18 protein-coding genes and 1 other RNA gene are annotated in these 15,177 nt (G+C 66.6%); 2 read left to right on the forward strand and 17 right to left on the reverse strand.

Annotated features, from left to right (window positions below):
* Nucleotides 1-16: 16 nt before the first annotated feature.
* From coaA to rpmH, 17 genes are all read right to left on the reverse strand, one after another.
* The gene (gene coaA, locus WFK61_RS20460) at nt 17-991 is read right to left on the reverse strand and encodes a type I pantothenate kinase (RefSeq protein WP_336813980.1); all 975 of its coding nucleotides are present in this window, start codon (nt 989-991) and stop codon (nt 17-19) included.
* Nucleotides 992-1,072: 81 nt separating this feature from the next.
* On the reverse strand, nt 1,073-1,393 hold the full coding sequence (locus WFK61_RS20465; RefSeq protein WP_336813918.1) for a phosphoribosyl-ATP diphosphatase: 321 nt from the start codon (nt 1,391-1,393) through the stop codon (nt 1,073-1,075).
* A complete protein-coding gene (locus tag WFK61_RS20470) occupies nt 1,390-1,854 on the reverse strand; it encodes a hypothetical protein (protein WP_336813919.1) in 465 nt (154 codons plus the stop codon). The genes WFK61_RS20465 and WFK61_RS20470 overlap by 4 nt, the downstream gene beginning before the upstream one ends.
* Nucleotides 1,855-2,619 carry an imidazole glycerol phosphate synthase subunit HisF gene (hisF, locus tag WFK61_RS20475; protein ID WP_336813920.1) on the reverse strand — a complete coding sequence of 255 codons (765 nt, stop codon included), beginning with the start codon at nt 2,617-2,619 and terminating at the stop codon, nt 1,855-1,857.
* On the reverse strand, nt 2,616-3,368 hold the full coding sequence (hisA, locus tag WFK61_RS20480; RefSeq protein WP_336813981.1) for a 1-(5-phosphoribosyl)-5-[(5-phosphoribosylamino)methylideneamino]imidazole-4-carboxamide isomerase: 753 nt from the start codon (nt 3,366-3,368) through the stop codon (nt 2,616-2,618). The genes hisF and hisA overlap by 4 nt, the downstream gene beginning before the upstream one ends.
* Nucleotides 3,356-4,012 (reverse strand): imidazole glycerol phosphate synthase subunit HisH, encoded by a 657-nt coding sequence (gene hisH, locus WFK61_RS20485; protein WP_336813921.1) that lies wholly within the window; start codon nt 4,010-4,012, stop codon nt 3,356-3,358. The genes hisA and hisH overlap by 13 nt, the downstream gene beginning before the upstream one ends.
* The gene (locus WFK61_RS20490; protein WP_336813922.1) at nt 4,009-4,494 is read right to left on the reverse strand and encodes a DUF2628 domain-containing protein; all 486 of its coding nucleotides are present in this window, start codon (nt 4,492-4,494) and stop codon (nt 4,009-4,011) included. Before WFK61_RS20490 ends, hisH begins: the two co-directional genes overlap by 4 nt.
* Nucleotides 4,495-4,503: 9 nt before the next feature.
* Nucleotides 4,504-5,091, reverse strand: coding sequence for an imidazoleglycerol-phosphate dehydratase HisB (gene hisB, locus WFK61_RS20495; RefSeq protein ID WP_336813923.1), 588 nt, complete (start codon nt 5,089-5,091; stop codon nt 4,504-4,506).
* A 188-nt stretch (nt 5,092-5,279) separates the two neighbouring features.
* The gene (gene metZ, locus WFK61_RS20500) at nt 5,280-6,476 is read right to left on the reverse strand and encodes an O-succinylhomoserine sulfhydrylase (protein ID WP_336813924.1); all 1,197 of its coding nucleotides are present in this window, start codon (nt 6,474-6,476) and stop codon (nt 5,280-5,282) included.
* 117 nt (nt 6,477-6,593) lie between these two features.
* Nucleotides 6,594-7,334 carry a pyrimidine 5'-nucleotidase gene (locus tag WFK61_RS20505; protein WP_336813925.1) on the reverse strand — a complete coding sequence of 247 codons (741 nt, stop codon included), beginning with the start codon at nt 7,332-7,334 and terminating at the stop codon, nt 6,594-6,596.
* A 204-nt stretch (nt 7,335-7,538) separates the two neighbouring features.
* Nucleotides 7,539-8,435, reverse strand: a complete 897-nt coding sequence (gene argB, locus WFK61_RS20510; RefSeq protein ID WP_306227610.1) for an acetylglutamate kinase — start codon at nt 8,433-8,435, stop codon at nt 7,539-7,541.
* 85 nt (nt 8,436-8,520) lie between these two features.
* A complete protein-coding gene (locus WFK61_RS20515) occupies nt 8,521-8,889 on the reverse strand; it encodes a DUF423 domain-containing protein (protein WP_336813926.1) in 369 nt (122 codons plus the stop codon).
* Between the two features lie 6 nt (nt 8,890-8,895).
* Nucleotides 8,896-9,633 carry a GTP-binding protein gene (locus WFK61_RS20520; protein WP_336813927.1) on the reverse strand — a complete coding sequence of 246 codons (738 nt, stop codon included), beginning with the start codon at nt 9,631-9,633 and terminating at the stop codon, nt 8,896-8,898.
* Between the two features lie 10 nt (nt 9,634-9,643).
* Nucleotides 9,644-10,276, reverse strand: coding sequence for a CatB-related O-acetyltransferase (locus WFK61_RS20525; protein WP_336813982.1), 633 nt, complete (start codon nt 10,274-10,276; stop codon nt 9,644-9,646).
* Nucleotides 10,277-10,333: 57 nt separating this feature from the next.
* Nucleotides 10,334-12,196 (reverse strand): membrane protein insertase YidC, encoded by a 1,863-nt coding sequence (yidC, locus tag WFK61_RS20530; RefSeq protein WP_336813983.1) that lies wholly within the window; start codon nt 12,194-12,196, stop codon nt 10,334-10,336.
* A gap of 47 nt (nt 12,197-12,243) precedes the next feature.
* A complete protein-coding gene (rnpA, locus tag WFK61_RS20535) occupies nt 12,244-12,672 on the reverse strand; it encodes a ribonuclease P protein component (protein ID WP_336813928.1) in 429 nt (142 codons plus the stop codon).
* Nucleotides 12,673-12,726: 54 nt separating this feature from the next.
* The gene (gene rpmH, locus WFK61_RS20540; RefSeq protein ID WP_038364779.1) at nt 12,727-12,861 is read right to left on the reverse strand and encodes a 50S ribosomal protein L34; all 135 of its coding nucleotides are present in this window, start codon (nt 12,859-12,861) and stop codon (nt 12,727-12,729) included.
* 242 nt (nt 12,862-13,103) lie between these two features.
* Here rpmH and ffs point away from each other — a divergent pair.
* Together ffs and WFK61_RS20550 are read left to right on the forward strand one after the other, a co-directional pair.
* Nucleotides 13,104-13,200: signal recognition particle sRNA small type (ffs, locus tag WFK61_RS20545), an RNA gene on the forward strand.
* 88 nt (nt 13,201-13,288) lie between these two features.
* On the forward strand, nt 13,289-15,166 hold the full coding sequence (locus tag WFK61_RS20550; RefSeq protein WP_336813929.1) for a DNA polymerase III subunit gamma/tau: 1,878 nt from the start codon (nt 13,289-13,291) through the stop codon (nt 15,164-15,166).
* The last annotated feature ends 11 nt before the right edge of the window (nt 15,167-15,177 follow it).

Below are 15,177 nucleotides of genomic sequence, written 5' to 3' on the forward strand. Positions count from 1 at the left end.
CGCGGTCTTGGCGGTTCTACAGCCGGCGCAGGGCGACCTGCTGGATGCGATGGCTCGCGCCCTTGGTCAGGATCAGGCTGGCGCGCTGGCGCGTCGGCAGGATGTTCTCCTGCAGGTTCGGCAGGTTGATCCCGCTCCAGAGCTTCTCGGCGATGGCCAGCGCCTCCTCCTCGCCGATCTCCGCGTATTTGCGGAAGAACGAGCGCGGATCGCGGAAGGCCGTCTGGCGTAGCGTCATGAAGCGGTTGACGTACCAGCGGTGCAGGTCGTTCTCGTCGGCATCGAGATAGACCGAGAAGTCGAAATAGTCGGAGACGAAGGGGATGACCGTGCCGTCCTTCGGCATCCGGCTCGGCTGCAGGACGTTGAGCCCTTCGAGGATCAGGATGTCCGGCCGCTCGACCGTCACGGTCTCGCCGGGCACGACGTCGTAGACGAGATGCGAATAGACCGGCGCGGTCACCTGCGGCTTGCCGGCCTTGACGTCGGAGAGGAAGCGCAGGATCGCGGCGCCGTCATAGCTCTCCGGGAAGCCCTTGCGCCCCATCAGGCCGCGCCGTTCCAGCTCGGCATTGGGCAGGAGGAAGCCGTCCGTGGTGACGAGCTCGACCTTCGGCGTGTTCGGCCAGCGCGAGAGCAGGGCCTTGAGCACGCGCGCGGTGGTCGACTTGCCGACCGCGACCGAGCCGGCGACGCCGATGACATAGGGCACCTTGGCCTCGGACTCGGCCATCAGGAAGCGCTGTGTCGCCTTGAACAGCCCTTGCGTCGCCGCGACATAGAGCGAGAGCAGGCGCGACAGCGGCAGGTAGATCGCCACGATCTCGTCGAGCGAGATCGGGTCGTTGAGCGATTGCAGCTTGGCGAGGTCGTCGACCGACAGCGTCAGCGGCGCGTCGGCACGCAGATGCGCCCATTCGTCCCGCGAGAAGGCGCGGTAGGGCGAGACGAGTTCGCGTTCGGGTGGAGTGGTGATCAGGCGCTGGTCCATGACGCGACCCGCAATCCAGGCTTCGAGGTTCAAGGGAGGGTCATCCTGGCGGGTCCGTCCTCACGCTACTCAACCGGCAAGCTAGCCCGGTCTGGACGCCTTTTCCGCCAGTCCGGAGCGGGCCGTGCGGGCCTCAAGCTGGCTCAAGACGTCCTGCAATGCAACATCGCGCGCCCGAAGCACAACCAAAAGATGATAGAGCACGTCGGCGCTCTCGGCGATCAGCTCGGCCCTGTCGCCCTTCACCGCGGCGATGACGGCCTCGACCGCCTCCTCGCCGAATTTCTTGGCGGCCCGTTCCGGCCCGGCCGCGAGGAGCTTCGCCGTCCAGGATTCCTCGGGCGACGCGGCGGCGCGCTCGGCGACGCGGGCTTCGAGATCGGAGAGGGTGAAAGCGGTCATAGCGAATCCCGAGGCGCGACCCATGCGGCTCGCAGAACAAGAAGGTACCAGATTTCCGCCATTTCGACGGGGGCAGCAAACCAGATATCGCGATCGATTTTCAAAATACCGACCGCAATCGAAACGACCAACGCGGCTGCTAGCACAGTGGCGAGACCAGAAAGCAGCCGACGTCCGTTGTCGAATGCAAACAGGCTGACCGCATGCATGTGGCGTCGCAGGCAGAACCACGTTGCAAAGGCGCTGACGGGCACCAGCAACGTGACATAACCCAATAGGTACAGGACCGTCAGCTTGCGGTACTGATCGTCGTAAATATCGAACTCGCCGCGTGCATCGCGGATATTGAGTTCCGAGACATGGGCAACCGGGGCGATGGCGACTAGCGTCAGCCAGATGAGCCAGATGGTCAGGCGCCGATCCGGTGTCTGGAAAAGCCAGTGGCCCGGTGCATTGCGCACTCAGTCCAGCCTCATCCTGAGACCGGCTTCCGCCATATGCGTCTTGGCCTGGCCGATCGTGTAGGTGCCGAAATGGAAGATCGAGGCGGCGAGCACGGCCGAGGCATGGCCCTGCGCGACGCCGGCGACGAGGTCGTCGAGATCGCCGACGCCGCCGGACGCGATGACCGGGACCGAGACCGCATCCGCGATCGCCCGCGTCAGGCCGAGATCGTAGCCGACCTTGGTGCCGTCGCGGTCCATCGAGGTGACCAGCAATTCCCCGGCGCCGAGCGAGACGACCTCGCGGGCGAAGGCGACGGCCTCGATGCCGGTGGCGTTGCGCCCGCCATGGGTGAAGATTTCCCAGCGGCCGGGCGTGACTTGCTTGGCGTCGATCGCGACGGTGATGCACTGCGCGCCGAATTTCTCGGCCGCTTCCTTGACGAACTGGCGGTTGGTCACGGCGGCGGTGTTGATCGAGACCTTGTCGGCGCCCGCGAGCAGCAGCGCGCGAATATCCTCGACCTTGCGCACGCCGCCGCCGACGGTGAGCGGCATGAAGCAGGCCTCGGCCGTGCGGGTGATCACGTCGAACAGGATGCCGCGATCCTCATGGCTCGCGGTGATGTCGAGGAAGCAGAGCTCGTCGGCGCCGGCCGCGTCATAGGCCTTGGCGGCTTCGACAGGATCGCCGGCATCGACGAGGTCGACGAACTTCACGCCCTTGACGACGCGGCCGTCCTTGACGTCGAGGCAGGGGATGATGCGGGTCTTGAGCGTCATGCCGCTGCTCCCGCGCCGGCCGCCAGCCGCTTCAGCGCCGCCGCCGGATCGATGCGCCCGTCATAGAGCGCGCGGCCCGTGATCGCGCCTTCGAGGATCGCGGCGTCGTTGGCGCAGAGCCGCTCGATATCGGCCATCGAGGCCAGGCCTCCCGAGGCGATGACGGGGATCGAGACGGCCTGGGCCAGCGCGATCGTGCCGTCCCAGTTGATGCCCTGGAGCATGCCGTCGCGGGCGATGTCGGTGTAGATGATCGCAGCAACGCCGGCATCCTCAAAGCGCCGGCCGAGATCGGCCGCCGCCAGCGAGGAGGTTTCGGCCCAGCCCTCGACCGCGACGAAGCCGTCGCGCGCATCGATGCCGACCGCGACCTGGCCCGGGAAGGCCTTCGCCGCCTCGCGCACGAAGCCGGGATCGCGCACCGCCGCCGTGCCGATGATGACGCGGCGAATACCCTTCTCCAGCCAGCCGGCGACCGTTTTCATGTCGCGGATGCCGCCGCCGAGCTGCACCGGAAACGCCACGCGCTTCAGGATCGCCTCGACCGCGGCCGCGTTCATCGGCTTGCCGGCGAAGGCGCCGTCGAGGTCGACAACATGCAGCCACTGGAAGCCTTGCGCCTCGAAATCGGCGGCCTGCGCGGCGGGGTCGTCGTTGAAGATCGTGGCCTGCGCCATGTCGCCCTGCTTCAGCCGGACGCAGCGGCCTTCCTTCAGGTCGATCGCGGGAAAGAGGATCATGGTGCCCAGCTCAGGAAATTCGTGATGAGCTTCAGCCCCAGCTTCTGGCTCTTCTCGGGGTGGAACTGCGTGCCGGCGACATTGCCATGCGCGACCATCGCGGTCACCGGCCCGCCATGCTCGGTGAGCGCCAGCACGTCCTGCGGGCGCGCGGCGGCGAGCGCATAGGAATGGACGAAATAGGCGTGCAGCCCCTGCGGGCCGGTCTCGATGCCGTCGAGCAGGGGGTGCTCGTCCTGCTTGTGCAGGGTGTTCCAGCCCATATGCGGGATCTTGAGGGCGTCGTCCTTCGGCCGGATCAGCGTGACGTCGCCGGGAATCCAGCCGAGGCCCTGCGTCACCGTATATTCCAGCCCGCGCGAGGCGAGCAGCTGCATGCCGACGCAGATGCCGAGGAAGGGCCGGCCCTTGCCCCGCACGACCTCTTCCAGCGTCTCGACCATGCCGGGCACGGCATCGAGCCCCCGCCGGCAATCGGCGAAGGCGCCGACGCCCGGCAGCACGATGCGATCGGCCGCGCGCACGATATCGGTGTCGCTGGTGACATGGATGGTCGAGGGAATGCCGGCCTCGGCCGCCGCCCGCTCGAAGGCTTTCGCGGCCGAGTGCAGGTTGCCCGAGCCGTAATCGATGATCGCGACGCTCTGGCTCATCGTCCCTGGGCCTCCGGAAACAGCCCGATGATCGGCAGCGGCGCGCTCGGCCGCGCTGCGGGCGCGGCCGGTGCAGCTTCCACGCGTGCCGGCACGGCTTCGTCGGCCAGCGCCCGCTCGAAATAGCGGCGCTCCGCCTCGGCCAGCGTGCGGGCCTCGACGACGTCGGACACGCGCCAGCCCTGGCGGGTGAGCTTGCGGATGACGAGGTTGTTGCCCTCGATGCCCAGGAACAGCGCGACCGCCCAATAGATCAGCGAGAGCGCGCTGGCGTGCAGGCCGAAGCGGCTGTTCAGCCAGATCAGCACGCCCCAGAACAGCACGAACAGCAGCGTCGCCAGCCAGAGCCGCTTGCCGAGCAGCCACAGGCCGGTCAGCAGGAAGGCCGGTGTGGTGAAGCTCTCGGGGATCAGCCGCGCCTGCTCGATCTCCTCGCGCCGGTCGCCTTCCGGCGGCGGCGTCATGACGGTGTAGAATGCCATCGAGACCTCCTACAGAGCGCCCTTGGTCGAGGGAATGCGGTCGCCCTCGCGCGGATCGACGTCCAGCGCCTGCCGTAGCGCCCGCGCCAGCCCCTTGAAGCAGCTTTCGGCGATGTGGTGGGCGTTGTCGCCATAGAGCGTCTCGACATGCAGCGTGATGCCGGCATTGATCGCGAAGGCCTGGAAGAACTCGCGCACCAATTCGGTATCGAAGGTGCCGATCTTCTGCGCCTTGAACTCCGTGCGGAAGACCAGGAACGGCCGGCCGGAGACGTCGACGGCGACGCGCGTCAGCGTCTCGTCCATCGGCAGGTGGACATCGGCATAGCGGCGGATGCCCTTCTTGGTGCCGAGCGCCTGCTTGAGGGCCTCGCCCATGGCGATGCCGGCATCCTCGACCGAATGATGGTCGTCGATATGCGTGTCGCCCTTCACCTTGACCGTGAGATCGATCAGCGAATGGCGGGCGAAGAGGTCGAGCATATGGTCGAAGAAGCCGACGCCGGTGGCGATATCGGCCTTGCCGGTGCCGTCGATCAGGAGCGAGACCGCGATATCGGTCTCGTTGGTGCGGCGCTTCACTTCGCCCGAACGCATGCTGGCCTCTCAGGGCTGGCTGGAAAACGGCTTCGCTTTAGCAGGGGCGGAAGGGGATGGCCACAGGGCCGGGAACCTCAGCCGTCATGCTCGCCCTTGTGGCGAGCATCCACGTCTTGAACACCGTGCGTAACGAAGGAAGACGTGGATGGTCGGGACAAGCCCGACCATGACGGAAAAGCCGTAGCTCACACCTTCGCCAGCGCCTGCTCCAGATCGGCGATCAGGTCGTCATGGTGCTCGAGCCCGATCGAGAGGCGGACCAGCCCGTCGCTGACGCCCATCGCGGCGCGAACCTCCGGGGTGAAGCGCTGATGCGTCGTCGTCGCCGGATGGACGATCAGGCTCTTGGCGTCGCCGAGATTGTTCGAGATGCGGATCAGCTTGCAGGCGTCGAGCAGGCGATAGGCGCCTTCCTTGCCGCCGGGAACCTCGAAGGCGATCATCGTCGAGGGGCCGCTCATCTGGCGCTTGATGATCTCGGCCTGCGGATGGTTCTTGTGGCCGGGGAAGATCACCTTGGTCGGCTTGCTCTGCGCCGCCAGCCAGTCGGCCACGGCCGTCGCGTTCTGCGCCTGCTTGGCGACGCGCAAAGGCAGCGTCTCCAGCGCCTTCAGCATCACCCACGCGTTGAAGGGCGACAGGATCGGCCCGGTCTGGCGCAGGTAGTTCTGGATATCGGCCTCGATCAGCTCCTTCGAGCCGAGGATCAGCCCGCCGAGGCAGCGGCCCTGGCCGTCGATATGCTTGGTCGCGGAATAGACGACGATATCGGCGCCCAGTTCGAGCGGGCGCTGGTAAAGCGGCGTGGCGAAGACATTGTCGACGACGAGCTTGGCACCGGCGTCCTTCGCCACCTTGGCGATCGCGGCGATATCGAGCACTTCCAGCGTCGGGTTCGACGGCGATTCCAGGAAGAACAGCTTGGTGTTGGGGCGAACCGCCTTGCGCCAGGCGTCGAGATCGGTGCCCTCGACCAGCGTCGTCTCGACGCCGTAGCGCGGCAGATGGTCCTCGATGATGTAGCGACAGGAGCCGAACAGCGCGCTCGCCGCCACGACATGGTCGCCGGCCCGCACCGGCGCCATCATCGCCGCGGTGACCGCCGCCATGCCGGTCGCGGTGGCGCGACAGGCCTCGGCGCCTTCGAAGGAGGCCATGCGAGCCTCCAGCATCGCGGTCGTCGGGTTGCCGAGCCGGCCATACTGGAAGCCCGGATCGGTGTTCAGGAAGCGGCCTTCGGCCTGCGCGGCATTGTCGTAGACATGGCCCTGCGTCAGGTAGAGCGCCTCGGAGGTCTCGCCGAACTGCGAACGCTGGATGCCGTCATGGACGAGGCGGGTCTCGGGATGCAGCTTGGCTGCGGTTTTGTCCGGTGACGGCATGGAACTCTCGATCCGTTCTTTATAACGGACAAGAGCAGTATCAGCTCCCAAGGAGTTCGTAAAGAAGAACGGAATTTCCTTTTTTAGGGAAGCTGAGCGGGAGGAAACGCCTCCCGCTCAGGATTGCCGTTCGTCCGTTCGCCCGAGGGGCTTGAGGAAGCCGGTGAGGTCCGCGGTGACGTGATGGACATGGCCGGCCTCGATCGCGACCTGCTCCCAGGCCTCGCGGAAGGGGTCGGGCGTCTGCGGCACGATCAGCACGGTCTTCATGCCGAGATCGCTCGGCACGATCAGGTTCTTCTCGATATCCTCGAACATCGCGGCCCGGCCGGGATCGACCGAATGCTTGGCGAGGAAGTTCTCGTAGGTGGCGCGCTCGGGTTTCGGCAGGAAGCCGGCATGGACGATGTCGAAGATATCCTCGAACTGGTCGAGGATGCCGAGCTTGCCGGCGACGTTCTTGGCATGGCCGACCGAGCCGTTGGTCAGGATCAGCTTGCGGCCGGGCAGCGCCGCGAGCGCCGCGCCGAGCTCGGGATTAGGCTCCAGCAGCGTCAGGTCGATATCATGGGCGAAATCGAGGAACTGGTCCGGATCGATCCGGTGCTCCTCCATCAAACCCTTCAGCGTCGTGCCGTAGCGGTGATAGTAATATTGCCGCAGCGCATGCGAAGACAGGCCGTCGAGCCCGAACAATTCCTGCAGGAACAGCGTGATGCGCTCGTTGACCTGCGGCCAGACGCGGCTCTCATGCGAGTAGAGCGTGTTGTCGAGATCGAAGATCCAGTGGTCGACATGCGCGAAGCCTTCCGCCGTCAGGGGCGGGGTCGCGGCAGGTGTGTCTGCGAGTATTGTCATTGGACTCCGAGATGTGGCGAGCCGGAGTCTGCGCCGCAAGTCCTTGGCGGGGGCTTAATCGTGGGGGCTTCTGCAACTCTTGACGCCGTCATCCCGGACAAGCCGCGTCAGCGGCGCCGATCCGGGATCCATGCCTGAACCGTTCCGTAATGGATCCCGGGTCTGCGCTTCGCTACGCCCGGGATGACCGCGTCAGAATTTCCCTCAACGCCGGATGATCGTGCCGGCGCCGGTATCGGTGAAGAGCTCGATCAGCGCCGCATGCGGGACCTTGCCGTCGAGGATGACGACGGCCTCGACGCCCTTTTCCAGCGCGTAGATGCAGGTCTCGATCTTCGGGATCATGCCGCCGGAGATCGTGCCGTCCGCGATCAGGTGGCGGCACTCCTCGATCGTCAGTTCGGAGATGAGCTGCTTGTCCTTGTTCAGCACGCCCGGCACGTCGGTGAGCAGCAGCAGGCGCTTGGCATTGAGCGCCCCGGCGATGGCGCCCGCGAAGGTGTCCGCGTTGACATTGTAGGTCTGGCCGTCGGCGGCGGCGCAGACCGGCGCCAGAACCGGGATCAGCTCGGCCTTCAGCACCGCGTCGAGCACGGTCGTGTTGACCTTCTCGGGCTCGCCGACGAAGCCGAGGTCCAGAACCTCCTCGATCTTGGAATCGGGATCGACCACGGTGCGCGTCACCTTGCGGGCGGTGACCATGTTGCCGTCCTTGCCGCAGAGCCCGATGGCGCGCCCGCCCTCGCGGGTGATGTAGCCGACGATCTCCTTGTTCACCGAACCCGCCAGGACCATCTCGACGACCTCGACGGTCGCCTCGTCGGTGACGCGCAGGCCCTGCTTGAATTCGGACTGGATGCCGAGCTTCTTCAGCATCGCCGCGATCTGCGGGCCGCCGCCATGGCAGACCACGGGTTTAAGGCCGGACTGCTCGAGCAGCACGATGTCTTCGGCGAAATCCTCGGCGGTGGCGGCGTCACCCATGGCGTTGCCGCCATACTTGATGACGATGATCTCCTGGTCGTAGCGCTGCATATGCGGCAGCGCCTGGACCAGCAGCTCGGCGGATTGCGACGGCGTCAGGTGGGGATGGTCGGTCATTCGGGCAGGCTCCGCGCGGCCGCAAGGACAGATGCGGGGCGCTTCTAGCTCAAGATCGACTAAGGCGGAAGAACGCTGACGCCGTTCAGCTGCGCTTCGCGGTCACGGCGGCGACAGCCAGTCCGAGCCAGCCGCCGAGCATGAACCAGCCGCCGATCGGCGCCGCGCGCGGAAACAGAGCCTCGTTGGCGAAGCCGCGCCGGGCGAGATCGGCCGCGAACAGCATCGCGCCGAGGATGATCGCCGAGAGCGCGATCCGGGCGAGGACATCCTGAAGATGCCCGCCCTTGCGCGCCGCGGTGGCGCCGATCACCACGGAGGCATGGAACAGCAGCATCTGCCCGGCCGTCTGGACATTGGCCGTACCGGTGACATGCGCGGCCGCCGCCAGCAGGGCGACGCCGGCAAGGCCCATCAGCGCGGCAAGGGCAAGGTGCAGGCGCGTCGCGGTCATCGGGGCTCAGCCGTGCTCGGCCAGCACGCGGCTGATCGCGGCGCGGAATTCCGGCAAGCCGGCGCCCGTCTCGCTTGAGGTCAGCAGCACCTCGGGGAAGGCCGCCGGGCGGCGCTTGATCTCGTCATAGGTCGCCTCGGTCATGAAGGTCTGGTCGGCCTTCTTCAGCGCGTCGCCCTTGGTCAGCACGACCTGGTAGGACACGGCGGCCTTGTCGAGCGTCTCCAGCACGGCACCATCGACATCCTTGATGCCGTGGCGGGCATCGATCAGCACATAGACCCGCATCAGGTTGGAGCGGCCGCGCAGGTAATCGTGGATCAGCCGGGTCCAGGCCGCGACCTTCTCCTTGCCGACGGCGGCATAGCCGTAGCCGGGCATGTCGACGATGGTCGGCGCATGGGGCGAATAAACCGGAACCGGCTTTTCGCGCGAGCCGCGCTTGCCGCCTTGAGGCCCCGCCCCGAGCGGCTCCTCGTGCTCGACCTGCCGGAAAAAGTTGAGCTGCTGCGTCCGGCCGGGCGTATGCGAGGTCCGCGCCAGCGCGTTGCGGCGCGTCAGCGCGTTGATCAGGCTGGACTTGCCGACATTGGAGCGCCCGGCGAAGGCGATCTCCTGGCCGACCATCGGCGGCAGGTCGTCGATCTTGGTCGAAGCCCAGACGAAATCCCACGGGCCCTCGAAGAGCTTGCGGGCGGCCTCGATCTCCTCGGCGTCATAGGGCTTGGTCGTCGATGTCGTCATGATGCCCTGCCTACACGGCTGCGCGCAGCGCGTCGATATCGGCGCCCTGGATCGCGTCGATATGGCGCGCGATCCTGTCGGCCTCCCAGTCCCACCAGCGGATCGCCAGCAGCTCGGCCACGATCTCCGGTGCAAAGCGCATCTTCACGACGCGGCCGGGATTGCCGGCGACCACCGCATAGGGCGGCACGTCCTTGGTCACCTGCGCCCGCGTGCCGATGATCGCGCCGTCGCCGATCGTCACGCCCGGCATGATCACCGCCTCGCGCCCGATCCAGACATCGTTGCCGATCACCATGTCGCCGCGGTTGTTCGGGCCGGGGCGCTTCAGGCTTTCGGGGTCGCCGAGTCCGAACATCTGGAAGGGGAAGGTCGAGAACCCGCCGATCGGATGGTTGGCGCCGTTCATGATGAACTGCGCCGCCTGCGCGATCGCGACGAATTTCCCGATGATCAGGCGATCGCCGATGAAGTCGAAATGATAGCGCACGCAGCGGGCGACGAAATGCTCCGGCCCGCGCGAGTCGTCATAATAGCTGTAGTCGCCGACCTCGATCAGCGGGTGGTCGACGACAGCCTTCAGGAAGGCGGTGCCTTTCCAGCCGGGGATCGGGTGGCGCGTGCTCGGATCGGGTAGCGGCATCGTTGCGATGGCCTTGGCTGCAAAAGCGAAGGGCGGGAAACCCCGCCCTTCGATCACTCACTTCTTGTTGCTGTTGGCGGGGTTGGGCGCGCCGCCGGCTGCTGCCGGCTTCTTGCCGAACATGCCCTTGAGATTGTCGAACAGCTCGATCTTCACCCCATGCTTGCGCATGATGTAGCCCTGCTGGATCACCGAGAGCAGGTTGTTCCAGCTCCAGTAGATCACCAGGCCGGCCGGGAACGAGCCGAGCAGGAAGGTGAAAAACACCGGCATCCAGGTGAACATCATCTTCTGCACCGGGTCCGGCGGCTCCGGGTTCATCTTCATCTGGATGAACATCGTGATGCCCATAATGATCGGCCAGGCGCCGAGATGCAGGAAAGCCGGCGGGGTGAACGGCAGCAGGCCGAACAGGTTGAACAGGTTCGTCGGGTCCGGCGCCGCGAGATCGTGGATCCAGCCGAAGAACGGCGCGTGCCGCATCTCGATGGTGATGAACAGGATCTTGTAGAGCGCGAAGAACACAGGGATCTGCAGCAGCACCGGCCAGCAGCCGGCGACCGGGTTGATCTTCTGCGTCTTGTACAGCTCCATCAGAGCCTGCTGCTGCTTCATCTTGTCGTCCGCGTAGCGTTCGCGGATCGCCGTCATTTCCGGCTGCAGCGCCTTCATCTTCGCCATCGAGGCGTAGGACTTGTTGGCGAGCGGGAAGAACAGGATCTTCAGCAGCACCGTGACCAGCAGGATCGCGACGCCGAAATTGCCGACATGCTTGTAGATCCAGTCGAGCACGAAGAAGAGCGGCTTGGTGATGAAATAGAACCAGCCCCAGTCGATCAGCAGCTCGAAGCGCTTGATGCCGAGATTCTTCTCGTAGCCGTCGACAGCCGCGACTTCCTTCGCGCCGGCGAAGAGCCGGGCATTGGCGGAAGCGGTGGCGCCCGGCGCGACGGCGACGCTCTCGCCGAGGAAATCGGCCTGGTAGGTATGGCCGGCGCCGGTCTGGACCGAGGAATAGCGGCCGTCATACTTGCGCTGCTGGTCGGGGATGACCGCGGCGGCCCAGTACTTGTCGGTGATGCCGACGAAGCCGCCGACGGCGTCCTTCCAGACCTTGCCGGTCGTGCCCGGCGAGAGCAGCGGCTCCTTGTCGAGCTTGTCGTAGGTGTATTCCTGCAGGCCCTGCTCGCCGAGATTGCCGACGAGGCCCTCGTGCAGCACGTAGTAGCCGAGTGTCGGCGGCTTGCCCTGGCGGACGATCTGTCCGTAGGGGAACAGGTTCACCGCGGCGCTACCCTTGTTCTCGACCTCGTCGCGGATCGTGAACATGGCGTTGTCGTCGATGCTGACGATGCGCCGGAAGGTCAGGCCCTGGCCGTTGTCCCAGCTCAGCGTCACCGGCTTGGCCGGGGTCAGCACCTGGCTGTCGGCGGTCCAGACCGTCGTCGCGTTCGGCAGCGTCACATTGCTGCCCGGCGCCGCGACCCAGCCGAAATCGGAATAATACGCGTTCGGGCCGCCGAGCGGCGAGAGCAGGACGATATTCGCGCTCTTCGGATCGACGGTCTCGCGATAGGCCTTGAGCGAGACGTCGTCGATGCGCGCGCCGGTCAGCGAGATCGAGCCGCTGATCTTGGGCGTATCGATGCGGAGGCGCGGGCTCGCCGCCAGCGCCTGCTCGCGGGTGCCGATCGCCTGCTGCGTGGCAGCGGTTCCGGGCGCGGCCGAGCCTGCGGGCTGGCCGGGAGCGGGGGTCGAGCCGGGCGTAGCGGGCGCCTGCTGGCTCTGGGCCTGCTGGTTCTGCTGCGCGATCTGCTTCTGCTTTTCCATCTGCGGCACGCCGTAGAAGAACTGCCAGCCGAGCAGCACGACCACGGACATGACGATCGCGAGAAGCAGATTGCGGTTGTCTTCTTTCATCATGGTCGGAAACGGATCTCGCTTGGTCCGGTAAAGGCGCGGCGGGGTCAGGCTTGCGAAGGCGTGCCGCGCTTGGGGGGCGGGCGGCGCCTGTCGGCAAAGGCTGCTTCACGCGGCTTGTGAGGCTTTGCCCTGTCGATGGCAATCGAAAGATCGGCGACGAGCGTCTTAAATCGCGCGGTCAGCACGTCGGAGCGGGCGATGACGACGATGTCGCAGGGGCGTTCGGTCTGATGGGCGAGCGCCTGCTTGGCCGCTTCGCGCAGGCGCCTGCGGATGCGGTTGCGCTTCACGGCATTGCCGGTCTTGCGCGAGGCGGTGAGGCCAAGCCTCAGGGCCACGGGTTCGCCGTCCTTGCGGGGCTCGTCGGGCGCGGCGTCGCGCACCTGCGCCATGAAGGCGGACGAACGAAAACGGCGGCCGTGATCGGCCGCCGCCAGGAATTCTTTGCGTTGCGTCAGACGGGCGAGGCGCATGGCGATTGGCCTGTCTTCCGAAACCGGCGCGCTATCGTGACGCGCCAGGGCTCGTCAGGCCGACAGGCGCTTGCGGCCGTGGGCGCGGCGAGCGGCGATGACCTTGCGGCCACCCTTGGTCGCCATGCGAGCGCGATAGCCGTGGCGGCGCTTGCGAACCAGCTTGCTGGGTTGATAGGTTCTCTTCACGGTCCGTCTCCGGGGCCTTTATGAGCACGACGGCCGCGGCTTTCCGGGGAAAGCATGGCCAACCGAGCCTGTCATGCGATAAGGGTCGGCGCCGCCTCTCGGCTGCGCAGGTCGCGGGCTTATGACGGATGGACGACACCAAGTCAACGCCAAACTGGCAGATTCGACGCCGGCTGCGGCGAAGCTCCGCGACCTTGCGATGCCGGCTTGCGATTCGCGCGGACATCCCCGATATAGCGGGCGGGAGGTTGGCGAGGGACGTCTCACTCGCCAACCGGGTCAGGTCCGGAAGGAAGCAGCCCTAACGAGACCGAACGGGTCTTCGTCCAGCCTCCCACCTCATGCGCCCATCTAAAGCGCCGGTCCGAATAGCGGAACCGGCGCGGCGCCATTGACCCTCGCCTCCCGATTGGCGAAACCAGTCCGCATGACCGACCCAATCGACGCCGCCTCTGCTGACGAACCGGGATTCGCCGGTTTCGATCCGGTGCCTGCGCCGCAAGCCGCCGCCACGGGAGCGCCCGCGCCTTACCGCGTGCTCGCCCGCAAGTACCGTCCGGCGCATTTCGGCGACCTGATCGGTCAGGAGGCGATGGTGCGCACGCTCACCAACGCCTTTGCTGCCGGGCGCATCCCGCAGGCCTGGATGCTGACCGGCGTGCGCGGCGTCGGCAAGACCACGACCGCCCGCATCCTGGCGCGCGCGCTGAACTTCCAGACGCCCGACGGGCAGGGCAGCCCGACCACGGATCTGCGCGAATTCGGCATCCATTGCCGCGAGATCATCGAGGGCCGCCATATCGACGTGATGGAGATCGACGCCGCCTCGAACAACAGCGTCGACAATATCCGCCAGATCAATGACGCCGTGCGCTATGCGCCGGTCTCGGCCCGCTACAAGGTCTATATCGTCGACGAGGTGCACATGCTCTCGACCGGCGCCTTCAACGCCTTCCTGAAGACGCTGGAGGAGCCGCCGCCGCATGCGAAGTTCATCTTCGCGACGACGGAAATCCGCAAGGTGCCGATCACGGTGCTGTCGCGCTGCCAGCGCTTCGACCTGCGCCGCGTCGAATCCGACGTTCTGGTCGATCATCTCTCCAATATCTGCCGGGCCGAGAGCGTCGATGCCGAGCAGGAGGCGCTCGCTGCCGTCGCCCGCGCCGCCGAGGGCTCGGTGCGGGATTCCCTCTCGATCCTCGATCAGGCCATCGCGCATGCCGCCGGCCGGATCACGCTCGACGATATCCGTTCGATGCTCGGCCTGGCCGACCGGGCCCGCGTCATCGACCTCTTCGAAGCCGTGATGAAGGGCGATATCGCCGCCGCGCTCGGCGAATTGCGCGCGCAATATGATGCCGGCGCCGATCCGGTCGTGGTGCTGAACGACCTCGCCGAGTTCACCCACTTGGTCACCCGCCTCAAGCTCGTGCCCGAGGCGGTGAAGGATAACAGCCTCGCCCAGGCCGAGCGCGTGCGCGGCGGCGATTTCGCCCAGCGCCTTTCGGTCCGCATCCTCGCCCGCACCTGGCAGATGCTGCTCAAGGGCATTGCCGAGGTGAAGCAGGCCGACCGGCCGGTGATGGCGGCCGAGATGGTCCTCGTCCGCCTTGCTCATGCCGCCGACCTGCCGACGCCGGACGAGGCCTTGAAGATGCTGCGTGACGGCATGGGCTCCGTCCCCGCCGGCAATGGGAATGGTGGCGGCAACGGCATGGGCATGCCACGCCCGCCTTCAGGCGGCGGCAATACGGCGCTCGCCGCCCGCCCGATCCTGGCCAGCGCCAATCCCGCGCCGGCTCCCGTCGCGCGCGCGGTGGCCGCGCCGATGGCGATCGTCGCGACGCTGGAGGATGTCGTCGCGCTGGCCTCCCAGCATCGCGACATCACGCTCAAGATCGCGCTGGAGCGCGATATCCGGCCCGTGCGCTTCGAGCCCGGCCGCATCGAATTTTCGCTGGCCGAGGGCGCCTCGCGGACGCTGGCGCAGGACCTCTCCCGCCGCCTGAAGGAATGGACCGGCCAGACCTGGATGGTCGCCGTCGTCAATGACGAGGGCGGCGCCACCATGCGCGAGCAGGCGGCGGCCGCAAAGGACCAGCGCGAGAGCGACGCGGCCGCTCACCCGTCGGTCAAGGCGGTGCTGGAGCGCTTTCCCGGCGCGCGCATCGTCGATGTCCGTGATCCCCGCGCCATTGCGGCGGCCGAGGCGGCGGCGTCCATGCCGGCCGAAGACGAATACCTGCCCGATGCCGAGCCCCTGTTCGACGATTCCGAACCGGATTTCGACGGCATCGATTTCTGACGATTCCGAGG

The sequence above is a fragment of the Allobosea sp. MMO-172 genome, assembly GCF_037147855.1.
Taxonomy (GTDB): Bacteria; Pseudomonadota; Alphaproteobacteria; order Rhizobiales; family Beijerinckiaceae; genus Allobosea.

Bases quoted from the DNA above. Each gene is read 5' to 3' on its own strand.
- coaA (WP_336813980.1), bottom strand. From the start codon at position 991: ATGGACCAGCGCCTGATCACCACTCCACCCGAACGCGAACTCGTCTCG.
- WFK61_RS20465 (WP_336813918.1), bottom strand. From the start codon at position 1,393: ATGACCGCTTTCACCCTCTCCGATCTCGAAGCCCGCGTCGCCGAGCGC.
- hisF (WP_336813920.1), bottom strand. From the start codon at position 2,619: ATGACGCTCAAGACCCGCATCATCCCCTGCCTCGACGTCAAGGACGGC.
- hisH (WP_336813921.1), bottom strand. From the start codon at position 4,012: ATGAGCCAGAGCGTCGCGATCATCGATTACGGCTCGGGCAACCTGCAC.
- WFK61_RS20490 (WP_336813922.1), bottom strand. From the start codon at position 4,494: ATGGCATTCTACACCGTCATGACGCCGCCGCCGGAAGGCGACCGGCGC.
- hisB (WP_336813923.1), bottom strand. From the start codon at position 5,091: ATGCGTTCGGGCGAAGTGAAGCGCCGCACCAACGAGACCGATATCGCG.
- metZ (WP_336813924.1), bottom strand. From the start codon at position 6,476: ATGCCGTCACCGGACAAAACCGCAGCCAAGCTGCATCCCGAGACCCGC.
- WFK61_RS20505 (WP_336813925.1), bottom strand. From the start codon at position 7,334: ATGACAATACTCGCAGACACACCTGCCGCGACCCCGCCCCTGACGGCG.
- argB (WP_306227610.1), bottom strand. From the start codon at position 8,435: ATGACCGACCATCCCCACCTGACGCCGTCGCAATCCGCCGAGCTGCTG.
- WFK61_RS20515 (WP_336813926.1), bottom strand. From the start codon at position 8,889: ATGACCGCGACGCGCCTGCACCTTGCCCTTGCCGCGCTGATGGGCCTT.
- WFK61_RS20520 (WP_336813927.1), bottom strand. From the start codon at position 9,633: ATGACGACATCGACGACCAAGCCCTATGACGCCGAGGAGATCGAGGCC.
- WFK61_RS20525 (WP_336813982.1), bottom strand. From the start codon at position 10,276: ATGCCGCTACCCGATCCGAGCACGCGCCACCCGATCCCCGGCTGGAAA.
- yidC (WP_336813983.1), bottom strand. From the start codon at position 12,196: ATGAAAGAAGACAACCGCAATCTGCTTCTCGCGATCGTCATGTCCGTG.
- rnpA (WP_336813928.1), bottom strand. From the start codon at position 12,672: ATGCGCCTCGCCCGTCTGACGCAACGCAAAGAATTCCTGGCGGCGGCC.
- WFK61_RS20550 (WP_336813929.1), top strand. From the start codon at position 13,289: ATGACCGACCCAATCGACGCCGCCTCTGCTGACGAACCGGGATTCGCC.